Below are 22792 nucleotides of genomic sequence, written 5' to 3'. Positions count from 1 at the left end.
TACCACGGCCTCCATGAGCGGGGCGGGCTCCGCTTTCGTCCACGATGACGACGCCGGGACCGTCTCGACGCCCACCGGCTGGGACTCGGGGTTCCGCCCCTGCCCCTTTGGGTGGGTGACGGTGTTAGCGCCCATTGCTGTCTTCATGATCGATCCTCGAGACGTCATCGCCTACTCGCGGTTCTTCATGTTCGGCCCTTGGTGCCGGGGTGATACGGCACTTACTATGGCCTCTGCTGACGTCTGGTGGCCCATCCCGTCGCCTCTCGACGCCGGTAGCACCGTGGCAGACCACCAGACCTCCCAGGGTAAGACGCGCGACCTTCCTCCCATCTACCCGCCGCATCTACTGCCGCCCCTTCCGGATAGCTATTGGGCTTCGAGTTTCATTGCCCTCTCGCCCAGGTGCGACAGCCTCATATGCGATTTCTGTTCGTCGGGCCGGGAGTTTGCCTCCAGCTTCCTTCAGACTCTGCCTCGCGACGGACGCCCTTGCTGTTTAGCTAACGGTTCCCGCTATCAGGGTCCGTAGGGGACTTTCACCCCCGAGTCATCCCGAGGCACCACCCTCGGGAACAGCGCCAGTCAGGCGCTGCGCACCATGCCTGGCGCACAATGAAAAGACCGCCCACGATGGGGCGGTCAATGTTCGGCAACTCCCCCTCAATCCCGCCCAAGCTGGGCATTCATCATGTCGAACTGCTCGGTAAGATAGGCGCTGGTCTGATTCATGTTGGCGATCATGCTGTCGAGCTGGCCGAACTGGGTGCGGTAGCGCTCGATGGTGGCGTTGATGCTCTGCTCCATGCGCCCATAGCGGTCGACGAGGCTCTCGATGCGATTCTCGGCTCCGCTGATCGAGTTCTCCACCACCCCGTTGCTGCTCATCAGCTGGCCCAGGGTTTCGTTGAGCTGGCCTGCCATGCCCGGTGTTTCATCATTGCCGGCGAAGAATTCGCCCAACGCATCCATGTCCTCGCTGATCACCAGGTTGAGCCGGTCCTCATCCAGGGCCAGGGTGCCGTCGAGCTGCAGCGAGATACCCACGTCCGCCAGCATGGCGAGCGCGCCCTCTTCCCCGCCTCCCTGGGCTACACCGCCGGCCAGGTCGGCACGCAGCCGCGACTCCACGGTACGCAGGGCGCTGTCGCCCAGCAGCTCCCCGGCCTGCCCCGTTTCGCTGTCGAAGGCTGTCAGCTCGCCGGTGGTGCCCTTGAAGCTGTTGTAGGCCTCGACGAAGCCCGCCACCGCCTCACGCACCGCGCGGGTGTCGCGCTCCACGTTGACAGTGCTGCTGCCCTCCTGGGTCAGGCTGAGGGTGACATCCTGGATCGCGCCTTCAACCTGGTTAGAGGCACTACTGATCTCAATACCGTTGACGGTCAGCTGGGCATCATTGCCAAGGTTATCGACGGCTGTCGCTGTGTCGCTGAAGCCCACCCCGTCTGCCAGGGTAACGTCATCCCAGTCCATGCCGGTGATGGAGGCTTCCTGGCCGGTCTCGTTAGACATCAGTGCGAGGCGGTAGCCTTCGCCATCGTTGACGATCGAGGCGCTGACCCCGGTCTGTTCGGCATTGATGGCGTCACGGACATCCTCGAGTGTGCTGTCGGCGGCGATACTGATCGGCAAGCTCTCCCCGCCTTCGTTGTCGGCATGAGCGAACTGCAGCTGCAACTCACCGCCGCCACTCACCACAACGTCATCCAGCGTCTCGATGCCCTCCAGCCGCGCCGTGGCATAGCTGCCGGCGGAGGCCAGGGTCTGGACCTCGACATCGTAGCGCCCCGGGGAGGCGTCGGAGCCGGCGGCAGCCTGTACCGCTTCGCCGCTGACGTCGGCTGAGAGGCTCTGGAAGAGGGAAGGATCGTTCAGGGCACTCACCGCACCCTGGAAGCCAGACAGTGCGCCCTGTAATTCGCCGTAGGCCGAGAGCTGCACCTGCTGGGACTCGATCTGCTGCTCGATGGGTTCGAGTTTACCGCGTTCGGCGTCGTTGAGCTGGTCCAGTAGACCGTTGAGGTCCAGGCCGGAGCCAATGCCGAGGGAGGAGATGCTGGCCATGAGAAACTGCCTTGTGCCGATGAATTCGGGTGCCGCGCATGAATCGCTCGCTTGGCACCTTCCTTTGTTATCTCACATCGGCAACCGATAGAAAAACTTTAGGATGATTATGCGGCATAGGGCTGAATACCATCGTAGCGCTGGCCACGCTTGGCTTGCTCGAGGTCATAGGCGTTCTGCAAGCGCAGCCAGTAGCCCTCGCTGGTGCCAAAGAAGCGAGACAGCCGGAGGTCGGTATCGGCAGTAATGGAACGTGCCCCACGTGCAATCTCGCCGATCCGGGTGGCAGGCACGCCAATGGCTGTTGCCAAACCGTTCTTGGTCAGGCCCATCGGTTCGATGAAATCCTCAAGGAGAATGTCACCAGGGTGGATATTGGGCAGGCGCTGGGTCATGAGACCTCCTCAGTGGTAATCGACAATTTCGACATCGTAGGCATTGCCTTCCTCGAAGCGAAAGCAAAGGCGCCATTGATCGTTGATGCGAATGCTGTACTGGCCCTCACGGTCGCCACGCAGCATTTCGAGACGATTGCCTGGAGGAATGCGAAGATCCTCTAATACGCTGGCCGCGTTGAGCTGGCGTAATTTCTTCAATGCTGCGCGCTGCATATCCTGAGGCAGCTTGCGGGCCACTTGCCCATTGGCAATAGTTGCTGTCGCTCTATCCCTGTAGCTTTTAATCACCGCTCGTCCTCTCTGACATGAGCCAAGCATAACGCACCGCGTCATATGACGCAATACGTTAACACCTCCTCCTCGCAGGTGATTGCAAGCAACGCCGTGATCCGAGGCCCCTCTTACCTGCTGCAAGCGCCGGAAGGTGCCTCCCTTTCACCCATAAACCGCGACTGGCGTGCCAGCCCCTGCCAATCGGTTCGTTCACGCCACCGCTGAAGCCATTCGACCACCGCTTCCGGCGGCATTGGGCGGGCAATGCCATAGCCTTGGGCCAGCCGGCATCCTCGTCCCAGCAGTGCGTCGGCATGCTCCAGGGTTTCCACGCCTTCGGCCAGCAGCGCGCGGTCGAAGCGGCGAGCCATGTAGATCACACTCTCGACAATGGCCAGGTCGCTGGGGTCGGTGAGCATGTCGCGGACAAAGCTCTTGTCGATCTTGATCATATCCACCGGCAGTTGGCGCAGGTACGTAAGGGAAGAGAAGCCGGTGCCAAAGTCGTCGATAGCCACCTCGATGCCCATGGCCTGACAGCGATCGATGGTATCCAACGCCGCCTTGATGTCGTGCATGGCGGCCGTTTCCACCACTTCGAGCTTGAGGCGGTCGGTGGTAATGCACGGGTTGGCCGCCAGCAGGCCTTCCAGCCGTGGCACGAACTCCGGGTTCAACAAGTGCGAGGGGCTGATATTGACGCTTACCGGCAGCACGAGACCCTGTTGCTGCCAGCAACCCAACTGCGTCAGCGCCTGCCGGAGCACCCATTCGCCCAGCGAGGTCTCCAGTTGGGTTCCCTCGATCAATGGCAGGAAGCTATCGGGTGCCTTCAAGCCCTCCTTGGGGTGCTTCCAGCGTACCAGTGCTTCGAAACCAATCACCTCGGCGGTGGCCATGTCGATCTGGGGTTGGTAGTACAGGATCAGTTCACCATTCTCTATCGCCCGAGCAAACCGACGACGCTTCACCTGGCGCTGCTGAACCAGGCGGTCCTGCCCCGGGTCGAATCGACTCACCGTGTTGCGGCCATTCTGCTTGGCCCGATACATCGCCTGCCTGGCATGGCGCAGCAAGCCATCGGCCTCGGCATGGTCATCGGGATAGCGGGATACCCCCAGGCTTGCGGTAATCGATACCCGCTCCCCTTCCAGCGAGAAGGGTTCGCTGATCACCGACAGCATCGTCTGCAAGGCGGCATCGTCGGCAGCGTCATGAGTCAGCAGCACGAATTCGTCGCCACCGGCACGGACAACAACGCTGTCACCACCGACGTATTGCGCGAGACGTAGCGCCAAGGCGTCGATCAGCCGGTCGGCGCCTTGATGGCCCAGGCGGTTGTTGATCAACTTGAAATGGTCCACATCCAGCGCGCAGACCGTCAGGCTCCCCTGGTCCTTGATCGCCCTGGCGAGCGCCTCGTTCATCAACATCGATAGCTGAGTGCCGTCAAACGCGTACATCAGACCTCCGCCCCGTCATTTGCCACGGCAACCAGGGCAGTTGATCTCTCGCTTGTGATGAGTTCTACCCGGTTGCGGCCACCCTGCTTGGCACGGTATAGCGCCCTGTCGGCCCGCATCAGCAGATCACGGGCCGTATCGCCTGGTTGGTAGAGGGTCAAGCCGATACTGATGGTGATGGCGCCGCCGGGCAACTCGGCGCTGGCCACGTCGCTGCGCAGCCGCTCGGCAAGCTGCAGGGCGCCATTGAGTGGGGTTCCCGACAGCAGCAGCGTGAACTCTTCGCCGCCCCAGCGTGCCAGCAGGTCGGTCTTGCGTAGCCTTCGCTGGACGCAATCGGTCAGTGCAAAAAGCACGGCATCCCCGACATCATGACCATGGGTATCATTGACTGCCTTGAAGTGGTCGATGTCGAACAGCATCATGGCGAACTCGCCGCCTTCCTTTTCGGCCAGTCTGACAGCGGTAATCAGGGCGCGGTCAAAGGCGCGTCGATTGGCGGCGCCGGTCAGGTGATCGCGGCTGGCTTCATGAACCAGCGCCTGCTCCACCTGCTTGCGCTCGGCGATATTGTGAAAAACCGACACGTAGTGGCGCACTTCGCCACTCTCACCCTTTACCGCAGTGATCGATTGCCACACCGGATAGATCTCGCCCCGCTTGTTACGATTCCAGATCTCCCCCTGCCAATGCCCCTTGACCGTCAGCGACTGCCAGAGCCCGGCATAGAAGCTGGCGTCGTGGCGCCCGGACTTGAACATGCGCGGCGTGTGGCCAACCACTTCATCGGCGGTATAGCCGGTAATATTGACGAAAGCCTGATTGACTCGCTCTATGCGCATCTCGGCGTTGGCGATCAGCGTTGCCTGCCCCGTTTCGAAGGCAGTCGCCAGCAGGCGCAGCTCCTCTTGCTGGCGTTTGCGTTCGGAAATATCCTCCTTGACGGTAATGAAGCTGATGACCTTGTCGTGCTCGTCCTTGATCGGCGTAATGACCTCGTATTCCCAGTACTCCTCGCCGCACTTGCGGCGGTTGAGCATCTCGCCTCGCCAGATGTTGCCCGCTTTCAGCGTCTGCCATAGCTCCCGGTAGGTCTCGGGTGAGGTCTTGCCGGACTTGATGAGCGAACACGTCTTGCCGATGAGCTCATCACGGCTGTAGCCGGTGATATCGACAAAACGAAGGTTCACATAGAGCAGACGCCCGCTGGGATCGGTGATGGCAGTGGCCATGGGGCTATGTTCCACGGCGGTATAGAAATGCTTGAGCGATTGGACCAGCGTACCCGGCGAGCCACTTGCATCGATATGATCCCAGGCATCCGGTGAGGCGTCGCCTTCCGGAAACTCGTGTTGCTGCGTCATGCAAGGGGTCCTCATCCGGGTGTTGGCTCTGGGCTGGCCTGGTTCGTGTGCTGGATCAGACGTGGCGATGGGTGCCTATCAAGGACGATGATAAGGCCAGTCGCCAGGAATGTATAACTCTTGGAGAAGTAATTTTAAGTTTACTTGATAAAAATCAACTTTTAAGCACATTTTTGGTCAGGAAAAACCAATACTTGTACAAAAAAACTAGCGCGAATGGATGATCACTTCAACGCGCCGGTTCTGGGCTCGCCCCTCGGCACTGTCGTTGGTCGCCAGCGGACGGGTATCGGCCAGGCCCACCGCGCGCAGGCGCTGGGTTTCCACGCCGGCCTGCTCCAGGGCATGCACGATGGCGATGGCACGAGCGCTGGATAGCACCCAGTTGGAGGGAAATTCAGGAGTCTGGATGGAGCGGCTGTCGGTGTGCCCTTCCACCGCCACTTCGCCGTCATGGCGCTGGATGACTTCGACCAGCCGCTGTACCAGCGCCTGGCCATCGTCGGTCAGTTCAGCCTCGGCGGTGGGGAAGAGCCACTGATCCTCTACGCGCAGCTTGATGCCTTCAGCGACTCTGGACACCGCCACGCCTTCGAGGTCCGGCAGGTAAGGAGCGGTTTCGACACGCGCTTCGAGCGCCCGCTGCAGCGCCAGCGAGCCGGCGATGGCCTCCGGCGCCACTTCGCGCACCCGCGACGGGGGGCGGTCGGTGAGTACCAGCATGAAATCTGCCGGGCCAGCCGGCAGCTCGTCACCGTCGGGAATCAGGGGCTGAGGCAGAGGACGCTCATCAAAGGTAGTCCCCGGGGGCACTCGCTCCACCCGCTGAGCGAGCAGCGCCAGCGGCGTGGGCGGTGCGACGAAAGCTGGACGTACCTCTCGCTCAGCTTGCCCCGCCGGCAGCGCCAACAAGGGTGGTGCAGCGCTTGGCGGGGGCGATGCCACTCGACGCGGCAAACCGGCGACACCTAGGGCCGCGGAAAGCGCGAGGGGGCTAAGCTGGCCACTGGGGTAGGGAATTGGCGCGTGATTCGCCATCGCCCAGCGCAGTTCACCGGGCAGAGGTATGGCCATGGATTCCGGGGTATCGTCGGCGCCAGTCGTATCCGTGTCACGATTAGTGGCATAGGTGATGGTAAACAGCAGCACCATCAGGGCCACCAGCAGCGTCATGATATCCAGGTAGCCGATCATCCAGGTACTGTCCTGATCGGAGTCGGCATGCGTCGCCATCAGCGATCCATGCCGCATGGGGCCACGATGATCGCTACCAGCGCTGGAGTTCAATCGGGTCATCTGGACAGCCGGGTCGCCATGAGCAGGCTGCCTAGCCTAACCGCAGGGACGCTGAGGTGAAACGGGGAAAAGCGCCAGCTTGTGGCGCTACTTGCCGGCAGCTTGGCAGGCTCAGGCCTCCTCGGTGACCTCGCCCTGGCGGGATACCAGGTAACGGCTGGCAAAACGAGCCGCGGAAACGGGCCTTCCGGTGAGAAACCCCTGGATCAGGTCCATGTTGTGGCGCAGCAGCGCATCCTGCTGGGCTTCAGTCTCCACCCCCACGGCGACCACCCGCAGCCCCAGCTCCCTGGCCAGGCCACAAACAGCGGCGACGATTGCCGCACTGCCCCGCTGTTCGCCATCGAGGCGCTGGATAAAGCGGCGGTCGATCTTCAATGTGGTGACCGGCAGCTCCTCCAGGTAGCTCAGCGAAGCGTAGCCGGTGCCAAAGTCATCGATGGTGATCTCGCCACCCAGGTCCCGCAGCTGCTGTAACACGGTCGCCGCCTGCAGCGGCTTGTCGAGCAGCGTGCTTTCCGAGAGCTCGAAGCCCACCAGGCCAGGCGGCAGGTCATGATCCGCCAGCATGGCGGCAATCTTGCTTGTCAGGTCCTGCTGCCAGAATTGACGTGGTGACAGGTTGATGCTCACCGGCACCGGCTCGGCAGAGGCCCGACACCATTCACTCAGCTGTGCGAAGACCATCCGCATCATGCGATCGCCCAAGGCCACGATAAGCCCGGCACGTTCGGCCAGCGGTATGACCTCCCCCGGGGGGATGCTCCCCAGCACCGGGTGATGCCAGCACATCAAGGCTTCGGCACTGTGCAAGGCACCGCTTTCCCGTTCGAAGAGCGGCTGGAAGTGGACCTCGAGGCCCTCGCCACTCTCGACGGCGTCTCGCAGTGCGGCTTCCAGCGCCCGCTGACGGTCATCCTGGATGTTCATTTCGGTACGATAGAGCCGATAGGCATTACGCCCTTCCTGCTTTGCCCGATACATGGCCACGTCGGCATCGTGGATCAGGGCTTCGGCATTGGTGGCATCATCCGGGTACAGGCTGATACCAAGACTGCAGCCAATGCTGAATTCATGACCATTGATGATACAGGGCTCGCCCACCGCATCGACCAGCCGCCGGGCCACCCGGGTCACCTCCTCGACTTCTTCCAGGTCCGGCAGCAGAATCAGGAATTCGTCGCCCCCCAGGCGCGCCAGGGTATCGTCCTCGCGCAGCCGGCTCTGAAGTCGGTCGGCGACCATCACCAGCAGTTCATCACCCACGGCATGCCCCATGGCATCGTTGATCTGCTTGAAATGGTCCAGGTCGACGAAGACAACCGCCAGCCGACTCTTGTTACGGTGGGCATGCCGAATGGCCAGCTGTAGCCGGTCCTCCAGCAGGCGCCGGTTGGGAAGCGCGGTCAAAGGATCGTAGTAGGCAAGCTTGCGAATCCGCTCTTCATTTTCACGAATGTGCGTGATGTCATTGAACAGTGCCGCATAGTGCGTCACTTCACCATTCTCGCCAGTGATGGCGGTGATGGTCAGCAGCTCGAGATAGAGCTCGCCACTTTTGCGACGGTTCCAGATCTCGCCCCGCCAGTAGCCGTTAGTCTTCAGCGCCTCCCACATCTGCCGGTAGAAGGCGGCATCGTGACGCCCGGAGGAGAGTATCTCGGGGGTCTTGCCGATGACCTCTTCCGCCGCGTAGCCGGTCATGTGGGAAAATGCCGGGTTGACGAACTCGATGCGATTGCTCGGGTCGGTCACGATAATCCCTTCCAGCGAGGATTCGATGACCCGTTCGGCCAGCTGCAGGTTTTCATGGGATCGGGCAAGGGCCCGGTCGCGCTCTTCCAAGGCGTCGCGCAGGTCCTGCATGTAGTGCTGTTCAGCTCCGGCCAGCATGTCGCGGAAACCAATCAGGCCGATCACATTGCCCTCTTCGTCCAGCACCGCCAAGTGGCGCACCCGTTGCTCCAGGAGCCTGTCCCGGGCAGTGATCAGGGGTTCGTCATGAACTACGGAAAGCAGGGGACGGCTAGCCAGCTCTGCAATCGGGGTATTACCGGGGTAGTGGGCAACAAAGCGCACCATATCGCGCTCGGTGAGAATGCCCAGCTCCTGTTCGCTGCATTTCACTACCACGGCATCGCAGCTGGAGAGGCGCATCGACCGGGCCGCCTCGGCCAACAGCTGAGTACCCTGGAGTACCAGCGCACGCTGCCGCATGGCGGCCCGAACCTCCCGCAGGCGCAGGTAGGGCTCGATGCCCTGATTCATGGCCATGTCGGTCTGGGAGAGGATTCCCTTCGGCAGGCCGGCGCCATCGACCACGACGAAGTGTCGCCGCCCTTCGGCACTGAAACGTAGTGCGGCCTCGCTGATCGGCGTATCCAGATGCAGGCTCGCCACCGGTTGACTCATGACCTCACCGATACGCGTTTGCCCCGCTTGCGGGTCGGCGAAGTTAACTGCCAGCGCATCATGCTCGGTCCAGATCCCCTGCGCCTTGCCCTCACGGGTCACCACGATTGAACTGCATTGACGGTCGGCCATGCGCCGGGCTGCGATGCAAAGCGGCGTATCGGATTCACAGGTCAGCAGACCGGTCTGCATGATGCGTTCAATGGGTAGCTCGTGATTCATGACGCCTCACTGACGGGACGATTCCTACGGGACTCTTCTTCCCGTACTTTTCTTCCGGGACCACGCTTGACATACCCCGAACTGCCGAAAAACGATTCAGAACCAAGATAAATCCTGATTATTCTTAACACTATGTTCAATGATCACGTATTACATAACTAGTCGCAATGATTAACTGAGTGTCAACGGGACAACGTCTGGTCGCTACCCCATCGCCATGTCGCGGGTTAAATCTTGGCTAGTCGGCAATTTCATGACCCATATCAACAACCCCTTCGATCCCCTTCCGATCCGCTAAAGCCACTACTCCGCATGCCGATACCTGAGCGCAACGTGAGCATGACGCGACACCGACCTGCCCACGAAACATCTCTCACTCCCAAAGGAAGGCCTACGATGAACCGACTGCTTCACCGCATCGACATGGGCTGGAAATTCTTTCTCGCACTCTCCCTTCCGCTGCTGGCCATGGCCTGGTTTGCCGCATCCGGCGTTCTGGATCGCCAGCAGGTAACGGCCGACATGGCAGCCCTGGAGGAGATGACTCGCTTGTCCCAACGGGCAGGCAACCTGATACATGAGCTGCAGCGGGAACGGGGAATGACTGCTGGGTTCCTGGCCAGCGAGGGTGAGAATTTTCGGGATGCGCTGCCCGATCAACGCCGTGAAACGGACCTCCAGCAGGATACCTTCCAGCGATATCTCGCCAACGTCGACCTGGTCGCACTGGACCCGACACTTGCCGAGCGCATCGAGACGACCCTTTCACGGCTTCAGCAGACCTCATCCTTGCGTCAGCGAGTCGATGAACAAACATTGACCAGCGGTGAGGCAGTCGCCCATTACACGGAAATCAATGGCGCCCTGATCACTATCATTGGACGCATGGCCCTGGCCAAGGGAGAAGGCAGCGTGGCCAGCCGCATGGCGGCCTATTACAACCTGCTGCAGACCAAGGAACTGGCCGGCATTGAGCGTGCCATGCTCACCGGTGCCTTCGGCTCTGACAGCATGACACCGGCAAGCTATCAGCAATTGCTCAAACTGCTGGGCAGACAGGATGCCTTCGAGGAGGCCTTTACCACTCTTTCCACCCCTGAAATGCATCAGCGGTTCCAGGCGGTGGGCGAGAGCCCGACAGCCGAACGGCTGACGTCACTGCGCAACGTCGCCATCGAACGAGGCACGGCCGGTGGCTACGGCATCGATGCACAGCAGTGGTTCGACTGGCAGACCGACAGGATAGACCTGCTCAAGCAGGTAGAGGATGCCGTGGCGGAAGATGTATTGGCCACGGCCTCACGGCTCAGGAGTGAAGCAAGGGGTGACCTGACCAGCCACCTCGTCGTGGCGGCGGTTGCCAGTATCCTGGCATTGCTGCTTGCCGCCGTGATCGTGCGCAGCATCGTGCTGCCACTGCGTGCGACGCTGGCAGCGATCCAGCGCAGCAGCGGAGATCTCACCCTGCGGCTGGATGCCCCAGGCAAAGACGAACTGGCGCAGCTCTATCGCGCCTTCAATGAATCCACCGCCGATTCCGAGCTGCTGGTCTCGAATATCAAGCAAGGCGCCATGTCGGTCGGCGTGGCCAGCGGACAGATAAACGAGGGGAACCGTGACCTCGCTCAGCGCACCGAGGAGCAGTCCTCCTCCCTGGTAGAAACCGCTTCCAGCATGGAGCAGATGACGGCCAGCGTGCGTCAGACCGCCGACAATGCCCGGCAGGCCGAGGCGCTCTCCCGTGAAGCGGCAAACCAGGCCGGCAAGGGCAGCAGCGTGGCCAACAGTGCCCGCGGCGCCATGCAGCAGATTCATGAGGCCAACCGTGAGGTCACCCGCATCGTCGAGGCGATCGACAGCATCGCCTTCCAGACCAACCTGCTGGCGCTGAATGCATCGGTGGAGGCGGCCAGGGCCGGAGAGCATGGCCGCGGCTTTGCCGTGGTCGCCTCGGAGGTGCGCAAGCTGGCCAGCCGCAGCGCCGAGGAAGCCGAGCAGATACGCAAAGTGGTCGGTATCAATGTCGCCCGCATCAACGAAGGGGAGAAGCTGGTCAATGCCACCAGTGAAACCCTGGAGACGATTTCCCTGGGGATAGAACAAGTGGCCAATCTGATCATCGAGATGTCCACGGCGGCAAGCGAACAGTCGGCGGGCATCGAGCAGATCAACCAGGCAATCGGGCAGCTCGAGGAGATGACACAGCACAACGCCACGCTGGTGGAGCAGGTCGCCGCGGCAAGCCAATCACTGGATGAGCAGGCGAACGATATGACGCGCCTGATCGCCCGCTTCAAGGTCGATGAAGCGCTGCAGGGCGGCAATGTCTGGGAAAGCGAGGTCCAGCCAACCGGTACAGAGACGCAGCGAAAGCTCGCCTACTCTGCAGCGTGACACATGCATGGAAACGGCCGGTAACATTGTTACTAAAGTTTTTGTTCGACCCTGCCGATAGAAGAGGTGCATAGCACTAATGGGAGAAGCCGGCTCGTCCGCCGGCTTCGGGGGGCGGCATTACGATCTGTCGTAGCTGGACCGGGAAACCGGGCGATGGATGGTTGAATGCTTGCCAAGGGCGCATACAAGGAAAACAGGCCATGTCTTCACCACTTACCGATGCCACCAACAGCTTGAGCGCTTCGGCGTTGCACGACCTGACGCCGCGACAGCGCAAGGAGAGCGTTCTGGCATCCTTGCCCGCTGCGGGCACCATGCTGAGCCAGGCCGAGAGCCACGGCAACTCACCCGCCCAGGCGGATCTGGTCGAGCCGATTCAGCGTATCAATGAAGTGCTTCGCCAGCATGGCGTGGAATTCGAGCTCAACGAGATGCCGTCACGGGTGGTGACGCGGATCGTGGACCGGGAAACCGGCGACGTGTTGCGCCAGATTCCCAGCGAGGAAGTGCTGGCCATTGCCGAAAGGCTGGATGAATTGCAGGGACGCTTGATTCGCCTGGAAGCCTAGGCATTGTCCGAAAACTGGCTGCGCTCGGTCATACGGCGTTAAAAATCAGCTCAAAGTACTCATTTACACTCCGTAAACTCCGTCTTTTCGCTGATTTTTGCCTTGTCTGACCGTCGCTCGCCGACTTTTCAGACAGTGCCTAGGAGGCTGGGCTGCTAGACCTGCATATTCATGACGTCGCGATAGGCGGAAACCAGGCGGTTCCTTACCTGCAGCCCCATCTGGAAGGCCACGCTGGCCTTCTGCATGTCGACCATGACGTCGTTCAGCTCCACGTTGGGATCGCCGGCCTGGAATGCCATCGCCTTGGCGCTGGACGCCTGCTGCAAGCGGTTGATGCGCTGGATGGAGGCTTGCAGCTCGCCGGCAAAGCCGCCCTGCCCCACCATGGTCGAGACCTGCTGCCCCTTGGCAGCCTGCCCGCCGGCCTGTGTCGCAAGGGTCTGCATCTGGGCCAGCGCGGACTGTATGGCAGGTGAACTCATGGCTTGCGGCCCCCGTTCTGTTGGTTCGGAAGTGTCACGTAACGAATGTAGCCAAGGCTAACAGCTATGGTCACGACGCCATACCGGCAAATGGCATGAAAAACACGGGCTTTTCCCGCCTTTGGACTCGACCAGGGTTCGCATAATAGCGTTCATCACAGTTGCGCCCGCAAGGGTAGCCAGAATGCGGTGGACGGATGCACTCAATGCCATCTTTTAGGAATACGTTTCAAGCGGCGAACGACGCATCTCCATGGAGGTGCGCATGAGCAATGGCGCCGCGACGCCGGGTCGCCAGGAGACCGCGCCTGACCAGCCGGCCGGCGCGCTGCTGCAGCGCGTTCAGGATCAGATGCGTGGCAACCCGCTGATCGCGATCCTGATCGGCGGTGCGGCCTCGATCGCTATCGTGGTGGTACTGCTGATGTGGGCGAGAGAACCCGACTACCGGGTGCTCTACAGCAACCTCACCGAAGCGGATGGCGGCCGCATCATCAATGAGCTCGAGAGCCGCGGCGTGGCCTATCGCTTCAGCGAAGGCGGCACGGCCCTGCTGGTGCCCGGCGATGAGGTGCATGGCCTGCGACTGCAGCTCGCCGAGCAAGGCCTGCCCCGGGGCGGCAATGTCGGCTTCGAGCTGATGGACAGCCAGGCCTTCGGGGTCAGCCAGTTTGCCGAGCAGGTCAACTTCCAGCGCGGCCTGGAAGGCGAGCTGTCACGCTCCATCGAGTCGCTTGGTCCGGTATCCCGGGCCCGTGTCCATCTTGCCATGGCCCGCTCCTCGGTATTCGTACGGGACCAGGAGCCGGCCAAGGCGTCGGTTATCGTGACCCTTGAATCGGGCCGGGTTATCGGTGATGGCCAGGTCAACGCCATCATCCACATGGTATCCAGCAGCGTGCCCGAACTGGCCGCCGAAGACGTCACGGTGGTCGACCAGGGCGGTCGTCTGCTCTCCATGCCCGGGGCCAACCGCCGCGGCCTGGATGCCACGCAGCTCGATTATATCGCCGAGGTCGAGCGCTCCTTCCAGCAGCGCATCGAAAACATCCTGGTCCCGATTCTGGGCCAGCAGAACGTGCGGGCCCAGGTGGCCGCCCAGATCGATTTCTCGCGGCGCGAAGAGACCAACGAACGGTTCGGCCCCAACCAGCCGCCCAACGAAGCCGCGGTGCGCAGCCGCCAATCCAGCGTTTCCTACAGCGGCGGCGACGACCTGGCCATGGGCATCCCCGGCGCGCTGAGCAACACGCCTCCCGGTATCGCGCCCTCCCCGATCAACCTGCCGGTCGATGAGGATGGCGAACTCATCGAGGAAGCCGAGCAGGAGCTGCTGGCCTTGAGCAACCTGCGCCAGGACGGCGTGATCAACTATGAGGTCGACCGCAACATCGAGCATGTCCAGCACCGCCAGGGGCAGGTGCAGCGCCTGTCCGCCGCGGTGGTGGTGGACTATCGCGAACAGCGCGATGAAGACGGCGACTTGCAGCGCGTGCCGCTGAGCGACGTGGAAGTTGCCCAGATCGAGCGGCTGGTGCGTCAGGCCATGGGCTTCTCCCAGGCCCGTGGCGACGAAATCGAAGTGGTCAACAGCCCCTTCAGCCGCGCCGTCGACGACGACGAACTGCTGGAGTGGTGGCAGTCCCCCGAGGTCCACAACCTGGCACTGACCATCGGCCGCTACCTGCTGGTGGCACTGGGCGCCCTGCTCGCCTACCTGCTGATCCTGCGTCCGTTGATCAAGCGACATACGCAGCAGCCCATGCTGGCCTCGGCGCCGGGCACCGGCCTGCGTGTCAGGGTCGACGATGAGACCCCGGAAGGCATCGACGGCGAACTGGAAGACGATCTGGAGTCGACACGGACTTACAAGAAGCCGAAGCGCAAGCGCAAGTCCTCGGCCTATGAAGACCACCTGGCCGATCTGCGTGAACTGGCCCAGGAGGATCCACGCATGATCGCCATGATCGTTCGCAGCTGGATGAATAAAGAATGAGTACTGCAAGAGCCATGACCGGCGTACGCCGCAGCGCCATCCTGATGCTGGCCCTGGACGAGGACAGCGCCGCTGAAGTGTTCAAGTTCCTGGGGCCCAAGGAGATCCAGCAGCTGAGCATGGAGATGGCCGATTTGGGCCAGGTCTCCCATGAAGACATGCAGAAGGTCATGCAGGACTTCAACGACGAGACCGAAGAGTTCATCGCGCTGAACCTCAACTCCAGCGAGCATATTCGCTCGGTATTGACCAAGGCCCTGGGCAGCGAACGTGCCACCAGCCTGATCGAGGACGTCCTCGAGTCATCGGGCAGCAGCAGCGGTATCGATTCGCTCAACCTGATGGAAGCCCCCATGGTGGCGGAGCTGATCCGCGACGAGCACCCGCAGATCATCGCCACCATCCTGGTGCATCTGGAGCGTCATCAAGCCGCCGATGTGCTGGAGCTGTTCGACGACAAGCTGCGCAACGACGTGGTGCTGCGTATCGCTACCTTCAGCGGCGTGCAGCCGGCCGCCCTACAGGAGCTCACCGAAGTACTGTCGGGCATGCTCGACGGCCAGAACCTCAAGCGCAGCAAGATGGGCGGCGTAAGAACCGCGGCCGAGATCCTCAACCTGATGAACTCCAATCAGGAGGAGACCGCCATCGAGACCGTACGGGCGCACAGCGAAGACCTGGCCCAGAAGATCATCGACGAGATGTTCCTGTTCGAGAATCTCATGGACCTGGACGACCGCAGCATCCAGATGGTGCTCAAGGAGATCGACACCAACTCGCTGGTGGTAGCGCTCAAGGGGGCACCGGAAGGCCTTATGGAGAAATTCCTGCGCAACATGTCCCGCCGCGCCGCCGACCTGATGCGCGAGGACATGGAGGCGCGTGGGCCGATTCGTGTCTCCCAGGTGGAGACCGAACAGAAGTCGATCCTGCAGGTGGTTCGCCGCCTTGCCGACTCCGGAGACATCGTGCTGAGCGGCGGGGACGACACCTATGTCTGATCGCTCCCCCTCGCCCCCCGAGCAGTCGGCGTCCTGGCGCCGCTGGCAAATGGGGGAACTCCAGGATGAGAGACGACGCAGCGAGGCCGAGCGAGCCGCGAAGCCGGCAGAGGACCCCGCGCGCCAGGAGCGTTTTCGCCGTCAGGCCGAGCTCAAGGCCCTGCGCGAGAAGACCCTGCGGGAGGCCAGAGACGAGGGGTTCAAGGCCGGCTTCGATGAGGGACGTGCCCAAGGGCATGCCCAGGGCCTGGAGGAGGGTCGCCGTGAAGCCGAGCGCGAGCTGAAGCTGCGCACCCGTGAGGTCCTGGCGCCGCTCAAGCCGCTGGCGGAGCAGTTTTCCGAAGCCTTGGCCGTGCTCGACGAGGAAGTGGCCAACGACATGGTCGAGCTGGCACTGGCCACCGGGCGCCAGCTGGCCGGCGAAGCCTTGAAGGCCCGCCCGCGACAGGTACTGGAACTGGTCAGGGCGCTGCTGCACACCGACCCGCCGCTGACGGGACAGCAGCGCCTGTGGCTGCATCCCCTGGACCACAAGCTGGTGGAACAGCATCTCGGCCAGGAGCTGGGGGCCGCCGGCTGGAAACTTCAGCCGGATGACCAGCTCAGCCGCGGCGGCTGTCGCGTCACCAGCGCCAGCGGCGAGCTCGACGCCACCTGGGAGAGCCGGTGGCAGGCGGTCAAGGCTCAGGTGCGTCGCCGGCGCCCTGCCACACCCACAGCGGAAGACGAACAGGAGTGAGCGACATGCCCGAGACCCTGGCACAACCACGCAATGCGCACCAGGCACGCTGGCAGCAGACGCTGCAGCATGTCCGCGAGCGCGTGGAGACTGTGCCGGGATTTCGTGCCAGCGGGCGCGTACTGCGGGCCACGGGCATGGTAATCGAAGCCATTGGCCTGCGGGTCGCCCTGGGCAACGCCTGTCGCATCGAGCTGGTTTCGCCGGGTAGCAGTGAATCACCGCGCTTTGCCGAGGCCCAAGTGGTCGGGTTCGCCGGCGAACGACTGTTCCTGATGCCACTTACGGAGATTACCGGCCTGATGCCGGGCGCCCGCGTCTACCCACTGGGCGATGGACCCGACCACACGGCGCGCCGCTTTCCGCTCGGCGAATCACTGCTGGGCCGGGTGGTGGATGGCAACGGCGAGCCTCTCGACGGCATCGGCCCGCTGGACAACGCCCCCCGGGCACCGCTTTCTACCCCGCCGCTCAACCCGCTTGCCCGCGCCCCGATCAACGAGCAGATCGACGTCGGCATTCGCGCCATCAACGCGCTGCTCAGCGTGGGCCGTGGCCAACGCATGGGGCTGTTCGCCGGATCCGGCGTAGGCAAGTCGGTGCTGCTGGGCATGATGGCCCGCTATACCGGAGCCGATGTCATCGTTGTGGGGTTGATCGGTGAACGGGGACGCGAAGTTCAGGACTTCATCGACAATATCCTCGGCGAAGAGGGCCGCCGCCGCGCCGTGGTGGTAGCGGCTCCGGCCGACACCTCGCCGCTGCAGCGCCTGCAGGGCGCCGCCTATGCCACGCGCCTGGCCGAAGGCTTCCGCGACGAGGGCAAGAACGTCCTGCTGATCATGGACTCGCTGACCCGCTTCGCCATGGCCCAGCGTGAGATCGCACTGGCCATTGGCGAGCCACCCGCAACCAAGGGCTATCCGCCGTCGGTTTTCGCCAAGATCCCCAGCCTGGTGGAGCGTGCCGGCAATGCGGAACGCGGCCGGGGCTCGATTACCGCTTTCTATACCGTGTTGACCGAAGGCGACGATCAGCAGGACCCGATCGCCGATTCGGCCCGCGCCATTCTCGACGGCCATATCGTGCTGTCTCGAACGTTGTCTGAGGCCGGGCACTATCCCGCCATCGATATCGAAGCCTCTATCAGTCGCGTCATGACACACATCATCGACGACGAGCAGCTGGCCATGACCCAGGCCTTCAAACGGCTGTTCTCTCGCTACCAGCGCAACCGCGACCTGATCAGCGTGGGGGCCTACAGCCCGGGTCACGACCCGCAGCTGGACGAGGCCGTCCAGCGCTATCCGCTGCTGGAGCAGTTCCTCCAGCAGGGCATTCATGAAAATGCCTCGATTGAGGCCTCTCGACAGGTTCTCGCTGAGACCCTAGGAGTCAGGCAATGAGTGCATCATCACAGCTTGCCATGCTGGGCGATCTCGCCCGGGATGCTCGCGACCAGGCCGGCCAACTGCTGGCCGGTGCGCGCATGAGCGAACGTCAGGTTGCGGCCCAGCTCGAAGCCCTCAGCCAATATCGGCTGGAATACGCCGAGCGGCTGCAGAGCGCCATGCGAGACGGCATCGATCCTGCCAGCATGCATAACTACCAGCAGTTCCTCGCCTCCCTGGACGCCGCCCTCCAGCGTGCCAGGGACGCACTGGACTCCCAGCAGCAGCGCGTTCAGCAGAGCCAGCAACAGTGGCAACAGGAGCAAAAGCGCCTGTCGGCCTACGACACCCTTTCCTCCCGCCGCAACGCCGAACTGCAGAAGCACGAAGCGCGGCGCGAGCAACGCAACAGTGACGAAATGGCCGCCGGACGGCTGCTTCGCCAGCGCCCCGAGCGCGATTCGTGATCCGAGCCAGGAGATCGCAATGGATATTCAGATGATGCTGTCCGCCCTTCCGGGCAAGCCCATGGGCAAGGCCGAGACGGGCGCCAATGCATCCCAAGGCCAATTCGCCCTGGCCCTGGCCGGTGCCGGCCGATCGCAGTCCAACGCCCAGCTGTCTGACCCACTGCCGGATAGCGTCAGGCCTGTCCTGCCGCCCTCCATGGCAGCCCAACTGGCGATGCTGCAGGCCCTGAGCGCCAGCGACCCGGATCTCGTGGCAGACCTGGAACCGGTGCCTCTGCCAGATACCCTTTCGCTTGCCGATATCATGGAGCGCCTGGCGCTGATCGAGGGAAATCAGCCGGCCGAGACTCGCCCGCTTGGCGATGCCACTGACCCGCAAACAATAAACATGCAAACAGTAGCCGAGCAGGCTGCCGTAGCTGCGCGTGATTCGTCCGCCGACCACGCCGTTGCTGCTCTCGTAGCAGCCGATGCGCTGCGCCAGGCCCCCGGGGATCCTGCTCGGACACTGGAAACATCCCCAGCGGGCTCCGCCGTGGCCCTCCTGAACGCCTCACTGGCGCAACCCCAGCAAGCCATCGGTCACACCGTGGAATCAACGCCCCATCCGGCACTTCTCACACAGCTGGAGACCCGGACCGTCGAGCGCCCCCAAAACGCCGGTCACCATGCTCTGGAATCAACGCCTCGTGCAGCGCCTTTAGCACAGTTGGAGACTGGCTCTGCCGAACGGCTGCGGCAGACTCATCGCGATGACATAGAGACTACGCCCCATCCGGCACTTCTCACACAGCTGGAGACCCGGACCGCCGAGCGCCCCCAAAACGCCGGTCACTATGCTTTGGAATCAACACCTCGTGCAGCACTTCTCACTCAGTTGGAGACCAGCACGTCCGAGCGGCCGCTGCGAACCGGCGAGTTCGCTCGCTCGGTAAATATCGCCCCGCAGCCGAGCACGAGCGAACTGCGCGGCATCACGGCAGAAGCACCGCGCCCCACCATGGCAAGTATCGAGCCAACCTCGCCCAGCCTGCAGACAGCCCAACAGCCCGCCGGCACTGCAACCCAGGTTATGCCCGCCCCGGCAACACCCGCCCAGGCCAGCCTGCCCGCGCCGGTGCAAGGCCAGGCCTGGACCGGCCAGCTTGGCCAGCAACTGGTGCAGTTTGCCCGCCTCGGGGGCGAGCAGCAGATCGAGATGAAGCTCAACCCGGCCGAGCTGGGTCCGCTCTCCATCACCCTGAAGATGACCGAGCAGGGAGCACAGGCGCAGTTCCTCTCCGCCCATGCACAGGTGCGCCAGGTACTCGAGCAGGCCATTCCGCAGCTGCGGGAGGCACTGGCTGAGCAGGGTATCTCCCTCGGGGAGACCTCGGTCGGCGAGCAGCGCCACCAGGAGGGCCAGGCCTTTGCCAACCAGGAGAACCACCGGGGCAGCGGGGCCGATGAGACCGAAGTCCATCTGCCTTCCGCTGCCGATATCGGCCTGGTAGAGAATGCAACGGGCGTCAGCCTGGATGGCCGGGTTAACCTCTACGCCTGAGACAAATTGCCAAGATAGGGCCGTTCGCGCGGTCTGTTCCTTTCATCACGACCCGCGCGATTTCCGCATACTGCCCTTTTCCGGCTGGACAAACACTTCACGATAGGCAAGGCAATGGCGAAATCGACGGGTGGCTCATCCAAGCTGCTGTGGCTGATGATACTGCTGGTACTGATGTCCACGGCGGCAGCCGGGGTAGCAATCTATCTGGTCATGAACGATCGCAGTGATGGCTCCGGCAACATGCAGGGGCAGCAACTCGAGCGTCAGGCGCCGATCTTTCTCAAGATCGACCCCTTCACCGTGAACCTCGCCGACGACGACTTCGGTTCCCGACTACTTTATGCCGGGCTGTCGTTGAAGGTAGGCAACGAGGAGACACGTGCGCTTCTCCATGAACACATGCCCCAGGTGCGCAGCCGCCTCTTGATGCTGTTTTCCGGCAAGCAGGCCAGCGAGCTCACTTCACCGGAGGGCAAGCGTCGCCTCGGCGACGAAGTCATCGCCGTTCTCTCCGAGCCGCTGACCCAGCCGCAGCCACCCCTGGATATACGGGACGTGCTGTTCACCGAGTTCATCGTGCAATAACCGGGTGCCCCTGCCACCATGTCCCAAGACGATCTGCTGTCACAGGATGAGATCGACGCCCTGCTAAAGGGGGTCAGCGGAGACGACGAACCTGCTGCAGGCAGCGGTGAGGCGTCTCGCATCCGTCCCTATGATCCCGCGTCCCAGCATCGCGTCATACGCGAGCGCCTGCAGGCCCTGGATATCATCAACGAACGCTTCGCGCGGCATTTCCGCATGGGGCTGTTCAACCTGCTACGCCGTAGTGCGGACATTACAGTGGATTCGGTACGCTACCAGAGCTACAGCGACTTCTCGCGCAACGTGCCGGTGCCAACCAATATCAATATCATCGCCATGAAGCCCTTGCGCGGGTCGGCGCTGATCGTATTCCCCCCCAACCTGGTTTTCATGGTGGTGGACAACCTGTTTGGCGGCGACGGACGCTTCCTGACCAAGTCCGAGGGAAGGGAGTTCACCAACACCGAACAACGCATCATTCAGCGGCTTCTGCGACTGGCCATCGAAGCCTACGAGGAGTCGTGGAAGTCCGTCTATCCGCTGGAGATCCAGTACCTTCGCTCGGAGATGCAGTCCAAGTTCGCCAATATCACCAACTCGCCAAACGAGATCGTGGTAAATACCAGCTTCAATATCGAAGTCGGCAATCTCTCCAGCAATTTCCAGATCTGCATTCCCTATACAATGGTCGAGCCAGTGCGGGACCTGCTGGCCAACCCGCTCAACGACAGCCATCACGACCAGGACGGTACCTGGTCGAAGCGCATGGCCGGCCAGATCCGCCACTCGGAGGTGGAGCTCATCGCCAATTTTGCCGATGTTCCCAGCCGCATTGCTCACGTAATGGCGCTGAAGGTCGGGGACGTACTGACGTTGGAGCTTCCGGAAACCGTTTTCGCCAGCGTGGATGGCGTTCCGGTTATGGAGTGCGACTACGGCAGCCAGCACGAGCAGCGCGCGCTGCGTGTCATTCGCATCATCGATCATGGTGCGCAGAACTCAGTTTCACCTGATGCCTTCAAGAAGGGCGCTGCGCCTCAAGCCAAGGAATCCAAGCATGACTGATCCCAAGAAACCCGATCAGAATATTCCCGACGACGACCCCTGGGCGGAAGCCATGGCCGAACAGGAAGCGGCGGAAACCCCGGCCGAAGACGACCCCTGGGCGGAAGCCATGGCTGAGCAGGAAGCAGCCAGCGGCCCAGCTGACGATGACGACCCCTGGGCCGAGGCGCTGGCCGAGCAGGAAGCCAGCGAGTCCAGCGAACAGCAAGCAGCAAGCGCTGCCCAGGCTGCCTCTACACCGGTTGCCCAGGCGGCCGGCGACCGCATCTTCCGTCCCCTGGACAAGGGCAGCGAAGCCGGTACGGCTCGCGACCTGGAAATGATCATGGATATCCCGGTCAAGCTGACCGTGGAGCTGGGCCGCACCAAGCTGACCATCAAGCAACTGCTGGAACTCGCCCAGGGTTCGGTGATTGAGCTGGACGGCCTGGCCGGCGAGCCCATGGACATCCTGATCAACGGCTACCTGATCGCCCAGGGTGAAGTGGTCGTGGTGGATGACAAGTACGGCATCCGTATCACCGAGATCATTACACCTTCCGAAAGGGTCCAGAAGCTCAACCGATGAAAGACACCTCCTCCTCCGAGGCTCAGGCAACAGGGCTGGAGTCTCTGGCTGTCGGCGGCGATGCCCTGGTAGGCATGGCGACGCTGGGCAAGACCGCTGCCGCCCTGGGACTGGTCATCGCCATCATCCTGGTCTGCACGTCGCTACTGAAGCGCTGGGGGCCACAGCGTCGTGCCGCCGGAGGGCATTTGCAGATCGTCGGCAGTACCGTCCTGGGAAGCCGCGAGCGCCTGGTGATCGTGGAGGTGGAAGGCACCTGGCTCATCCTCGGCGTGGGCGGTGGCCAGATCAACAAGCTGCATGAGCTGGCGGCGCCCGAGCGTCCCCGCGAGCCCGAAAGCGTCGAACTTCAGGGAGAGCGTTTTGCCACCCGCTTCGCCCGTGCCCTGAAGCACAACGCCGGACTGGGAGGCCCCGGTCGGGGAGCGTCATGATTCACCCTGCACTGCCCAATAACCGGCCCACGACCCGGCACAAGGCCCTGCTTG

At 62.5% G+C, this 22792-nt stretch carries 20 protein-coding genes; 12 read left to right on the top strand and 8 right to left on the bottom strand.

All coding sequences use genetic code 11. The features are described 5' to 3' along the window. Positions 1 to 663: 663 nt before the first annotated feature. The 7 genes from fliD to KZO25_RS03070 all read right to left on the bottom strand — a co-directional run bounded on the left by fliD (position 664) and on the right by KZO25_RS03070 (position 9492). Positions 664 to 2064, bottom strand: a complete 1401-nt coding sequence (fliD, locus tag KZO25_RS03100; protein WP_223135809.1) for a flagellar filament capping protein FliD — start codon at positions 2062 to 2064, stop codon at positions 664 to 666. Between the two features lie 107 nt (positions 2065 to 2171). Further along, a complete protein-coding gene (locus KZO25_RS03095) occupies positions 2172 to 2459 on the bottom strand; it encodes a HigA family addiction module antitoxin (RefSeq protein WP_223135808.1) in 288 nt (95 codons plus the stop codon). Positions 2460 to 2468: 9 nt separating this feature from the next. Then, complete coding sequence (locus KZO25_RS03090; RefSeq protein WP_066452057.1) at positions 2469 to 2750, bottom strand: type II toxin-antitoxin system RelE/ParE family toxin; 282 nt, start codon at positions 2748 to 2750, stop codon at positions 2469 to 2471. A gap of 113 nt (positions 2751 to 2863) precedes the next feature. Further along, positions 2864 to 4198, bottom strand: a complete 1335-nt coding sequence (locus tag KZO25_RS03085) for a putative bifunctional diguanylate cyclase/phosphodiesterase (RefSeq protein WP_223135807.1) — start codon at positions 4196 to 4198, stop codon at positions 2864 to 2866. Beyond that, entirely contained in the window at positions 4198 to 5562 is a 1365-nt protein-coding gene (locus KZO25_RS03080) for a sensor domain-containing diguanylate cyclase (RefSeq protein ID WP_223135806.1), read from the bottom strand. The genes KZO25_RS03085 and KZO25_RS03080 overlap by 1 nt, the downstream gene beginning before the upstream one ends. A gap of 207 nt (positions 5563 to 5769) precedes the next feature. After that, positions 5770 to 6795 (bottom strand): OmpA family protein, encoded by a 1026-nt coding sequence (locus tag KZO25_RS03075; protein WP_262488803.1) that lies wholly within the window; start codon positions 6793 to 6795, stop codon positions 5770 to 5772. Between the two features lie 174 nt (positions 6796 to 6969). Next, complete coding sequence (locus KZO25_RS03070) at positions 6970 to 9492, bottom strand: EAL domain-containing protein (RefSeq protein WP_223135804.1); 2523 nt, start codon at positions 9490 to 9492, stop codon at positions 6970 to 6972. A 396-nt stretch (positions 9493 to 9888) separates the two neighbouring features. On the opposite strand from KZO25_RS03070, the gene KZO25_RS03065 reads away from it, so the two are divergent. Further along, complete coding sequence (locus KZO25_RS03065; RefSeq protein ID WP_262488802.1) at positions 9889 to 11886, top strand: methyl-accepting chemotaxis protein; 1998 nt, start codon at positions 9889 to 9891, stop codon at positions 11884 to 11886. 203 nt (positions 11887 to 12089) lie between these two features. Beyond that, positions 12090 to 12458 (top strand): flagellar protein FlaG, encoded by a 369-nt coding sequence (locus KZO25_RS03060; protein ID WP_066452061.1) that lies wholly within the window; start codon positions 12090 to 12092, stop codon positions 12456 to 12458. A gap of 155 nt (positions 12459 to 12613) precedes the next feature. Here the strand turns inward: KZO25_RS03060 and fliE are convergent, their stop codons facing one another. Then, positions 12614 to 12943 carry a flagellar hook-basal body complex protein FliE gene (gene fliE, locus KZO25_RS03055; RefSeq protein ID WP_066452062.1) on the bottom strand — a complete coding sequence of 110 codons (330 nt, stop codon included), beginning with the start codon at positions 12941 to 12943 and terminating at the stop codon, positions 12614 to 12616. Between the two features lie 265 nt (positions 12944 to 13208). On the opposite strand from fliE, the gene fliF reads away from it, so the two are divergent. The 10 genes from fliF (at position 13209) to fliO (ending at position 22738) form a co-directional block, all read left to right on the top strand. Then, complete coding sequence (fliF, locus tag KZO25_RS03050) at positions 13209 to 14939, top strand: flagellar basal-body MS-ring/collar protein FliF (RefSeq protein ID WP_223135803.1); 1731 nt, start codon at positions 13209 to 13211, stop codon at positions 14937 to 14939. Continuing rightward, the gene (gene fliG / locus KZO25_RS03045) at positions 14936 to 15940 is read left to right on the top strand and encodes a flagellar motor switch protein FliG (RefSeq protein WP_223135802.1); all 1005 of its coding nucleotides are present in this window, start codon (positions 14936 to 14938) and stop codon (positions 15938 to 15940) included. Before fliF ends, fliG begins: the two co-directional genes overlap by 4 nt. Then, the gene (locus KZO25_RS03040) at positions 15933 to 16679 is read left to right on the top strand and encodes a flagellar assembly protein FliH (RefSeq protein WP_223135801.1); all 747 of its coding nucleotides are present in this window, start codon (positions 15933 to 15935) and stop codon (positions 16677 to 16679) included. Before fliG ends, KZO25_RS03040 begins: the two co-directional genes overlap by 8 nt. 5 nt (positions 16680 to 16684) lie before the next feature. Beyond that, entirely contained in the window at positions 16685 to 18085 is a 1401-nt protein-coding gene (gene fliI, locus KZO25_RS03035; protein WP_262488800.1) for a flagellar protein export ATPase FliI, read from the top strand. Then, positions 18082 to 18537 carry a flagellar export protein FliJ gene (fliJ, locus tag KZO25_RS03030; RefSeq protein ID WP_223135800.1) on the top strand — a complete coding sequence of 152 codons (456 nt, stop codon included), beginning with the start codon at positions 18082 to 18084 and terminating at the stop codon, positions 18535 to 18537. Before fliI ends, fliJ begins: the two co-directional genes overlap by 4 nt. Before the next feature lie 19 nt (positions 18538 to 18556). Beyond that, positions 18557 to 20083, top strand: coding sequence for a flagellar hook-length control protein FliK (locus KZO25_RS03025; RefSeq protein ID WP_223135799.1), 1527 nt, complete (start codon positions 18557 to 18559; stop codon positions 20081 to 20083). Positions 20084 to 20197: 114 nt separating this feature from the next. Continuing rightward, the gene (gene fliL, locus KZO25_RS03020; RefSeq protein WP_066452070.1) at positions 20198 to 20671 is read left to right on the top strand and encodes a flagellar basal body-associated protein FliL; all 474 of its coding nucleotides are present in this window, start codon (positions 20198 to 20200) and stop codon (positions 20669 to 20671) included. A gap of 18 nt (positions 20672 to 20689) precedes the next feature. Further along, entirely contained in the window at positions 20690 to 21736 is a 1047-nt protein-coding gene (gene fliM, locus KZO25_RS03015; RefSeq protein WP_223135798.1) for a flagellar motor switch protein FliM, read from the top strand. Then, positions 21729 to 22304, top strand: a complete 576-nt coding sequence (gene fliN / locus KZO25_RS03010) for a flagellar motor switch protein FliN (RefSeq protein WP_223135797.1) — start codon at positions 21729 to 21731, stop codon at positions 22302 to 22304. Before fliM ends, fliN begins: the two co-directional genes overlap by 8 nt. Next, the gene (fliO, locus tag KZO25_RS03005) at positions 22301 to 22738 is read left to right on the top strand and encodes a flagellar biosynthetic protein FliO (RefSeq protein ID WP_223135796.1); all 438 of its coding nucleotides are present in this window, start codon (positions 22301 to 22303) and stop codon (positions 22736 to 22738) included. The genes fliN and fliO overlap by 4 nt, the downstream gene beginning before the upstream one ends. Positions 22739 to 22792: the final 54 nt, after the last annotated feature.

This window comes from Halomonas sp. ANAO-440 (assembly GCF_019915905.1).
Taxonomy (GTDB): domain Bacteria; phylum Pseudomonadota; class Gammaproteobacteria; order Pseudomonadales; family Halomonadaceae; genus Halomonas; species Halomonas chromatireducens.
This window is presented reverse-complemented; position numbering and strand designations above follow the sequence as displayed.

Bases quoted from the DNA above. Each gene is read 5' to 3' on its own strand.
- fliD (WP_223135809.1), bottom strand. From the start codon at position 2,064: ATGGCCAGCATCTCCTCCCTCGGCATTGGCTCCGGCCTGGACCTCAAC.
- KZO25_RS03095 (WP_223135808.1), bottom strand. From the start codon at position 2,459: ATGACCCAGCGCCTGCCCAATATCCACCCTGGTGACATTCTCCTTGAG.
- KZO25_RS03085 (WP_223135807.1), bottom strand. From the start codon at position 4,198: ATGTACGCGTTTGACGGCACTCAGCTATCGATGTTGATGAACGAGGCG.
- KZO25_RS03080 (WP_223135806.1), bottom strand. From the start codon at position 5,562: ATGACGCAGCAACACGAGTTTCCGGAAGGCGACGCCTCACCGGATGCC.
- KZO25_RS03075 (WP_262488803.1), bottom strand. From the start codon at position 6,795: ATGGCGACGCATGCCGACTCCGATCAGGACAGTACCTGGATGATCGGC.
- KZO25_RS03070 (WP_223135804.1), bottom strand. From the start codon at position 9,492: ATGAATCACGAGCTACCCATTGAACGCATCATGCAGACCGGTCTGCTG.
- KZO25_RS03065 (WP_262488802.1), top strand. From the start codon at position 9,889: ATGAACCGACTGCTTCACCGCATCGACATGGGCTGGAAATTCTTTCTC.
- KZO25_RS03060 (WP_066452061.1), top strand. From the start codon at position 12,090: ATGTCTTCACCACTTACCGATGCCACCAACAGCTTGAGCGCTTCGGCG.
- fliE (WP_066452062.1), bottom strand. From the start codon at position 12,943: ATGAGTTCACCTGCCATACAGTCCGCGCTGGCCCAGATGCAGACCCTT.
- fliF (WP_223135803.1), top strand. From the start codon at position 13,209: ATGAGCAATGGCGCCGCGACGCCGGGTCGCCAGGAGACCGCGCCTGAC.
- fliG (WP_223135802.1), top strand. From the start codon at position 14,936: ATGAGTACTGCAAGAGCCATGACCGGCGTACGCCGCAGCGCCATCCTG.
- KZO25_RS03040 (WP_223135801.1), top strand. From the start codon at position 15,933: ATGTCTGATCGCTCCCCCTCGCCCCCCGAGCAGTCGGCGTCCTGGCGC.
- fliI (WP_262488800.1), top strand. From the start codon at position 16,685: ATGCCCGAGACCCTGGCACAACCACGCAATGCGCACCAGGCACGCTGG.
- fliJ (WP_223135800.1), top strand. From the start codon at position 18,082: ATGAGTGCATCATCACAGCTTGCCATGCTGGGCGATCTCGCCCGGGAT.
- KZO25_RS03025 (WP_223135799.1), top strand. From the start codon at position 18,557: ATGGATATTCAGATGATGCTGTCCGCCCTTCCGGGCAAGCCCATGGGC.
- fliL (WP_066452070.1), top strand. From the start codon at position 20,198: ATGGCGAAATCGACGGGTGGCTCATCCAAGCTGCTGTGGCTGATGATA.
- fliM (WP_223135798.1), top strand. From the start codon at position 20,690: ATGTCCCAAGACGATCTGCTGTCACAGGATGAGATCGACGCCCTGCTA.
- fliN (WP_223135797.1), top strand. From the start codon at position 21,729: ATGACTGATCCCAAGAAACCCGATCAGAATATTCCCGACGACGACCCC.
- fliO (WP_223135796.1), top strand. From the start codon at position 22,301: ATGAAAGACACCTCCTCCTCCGAGGCTCAGGCAACAGGGCTGGAGTCT.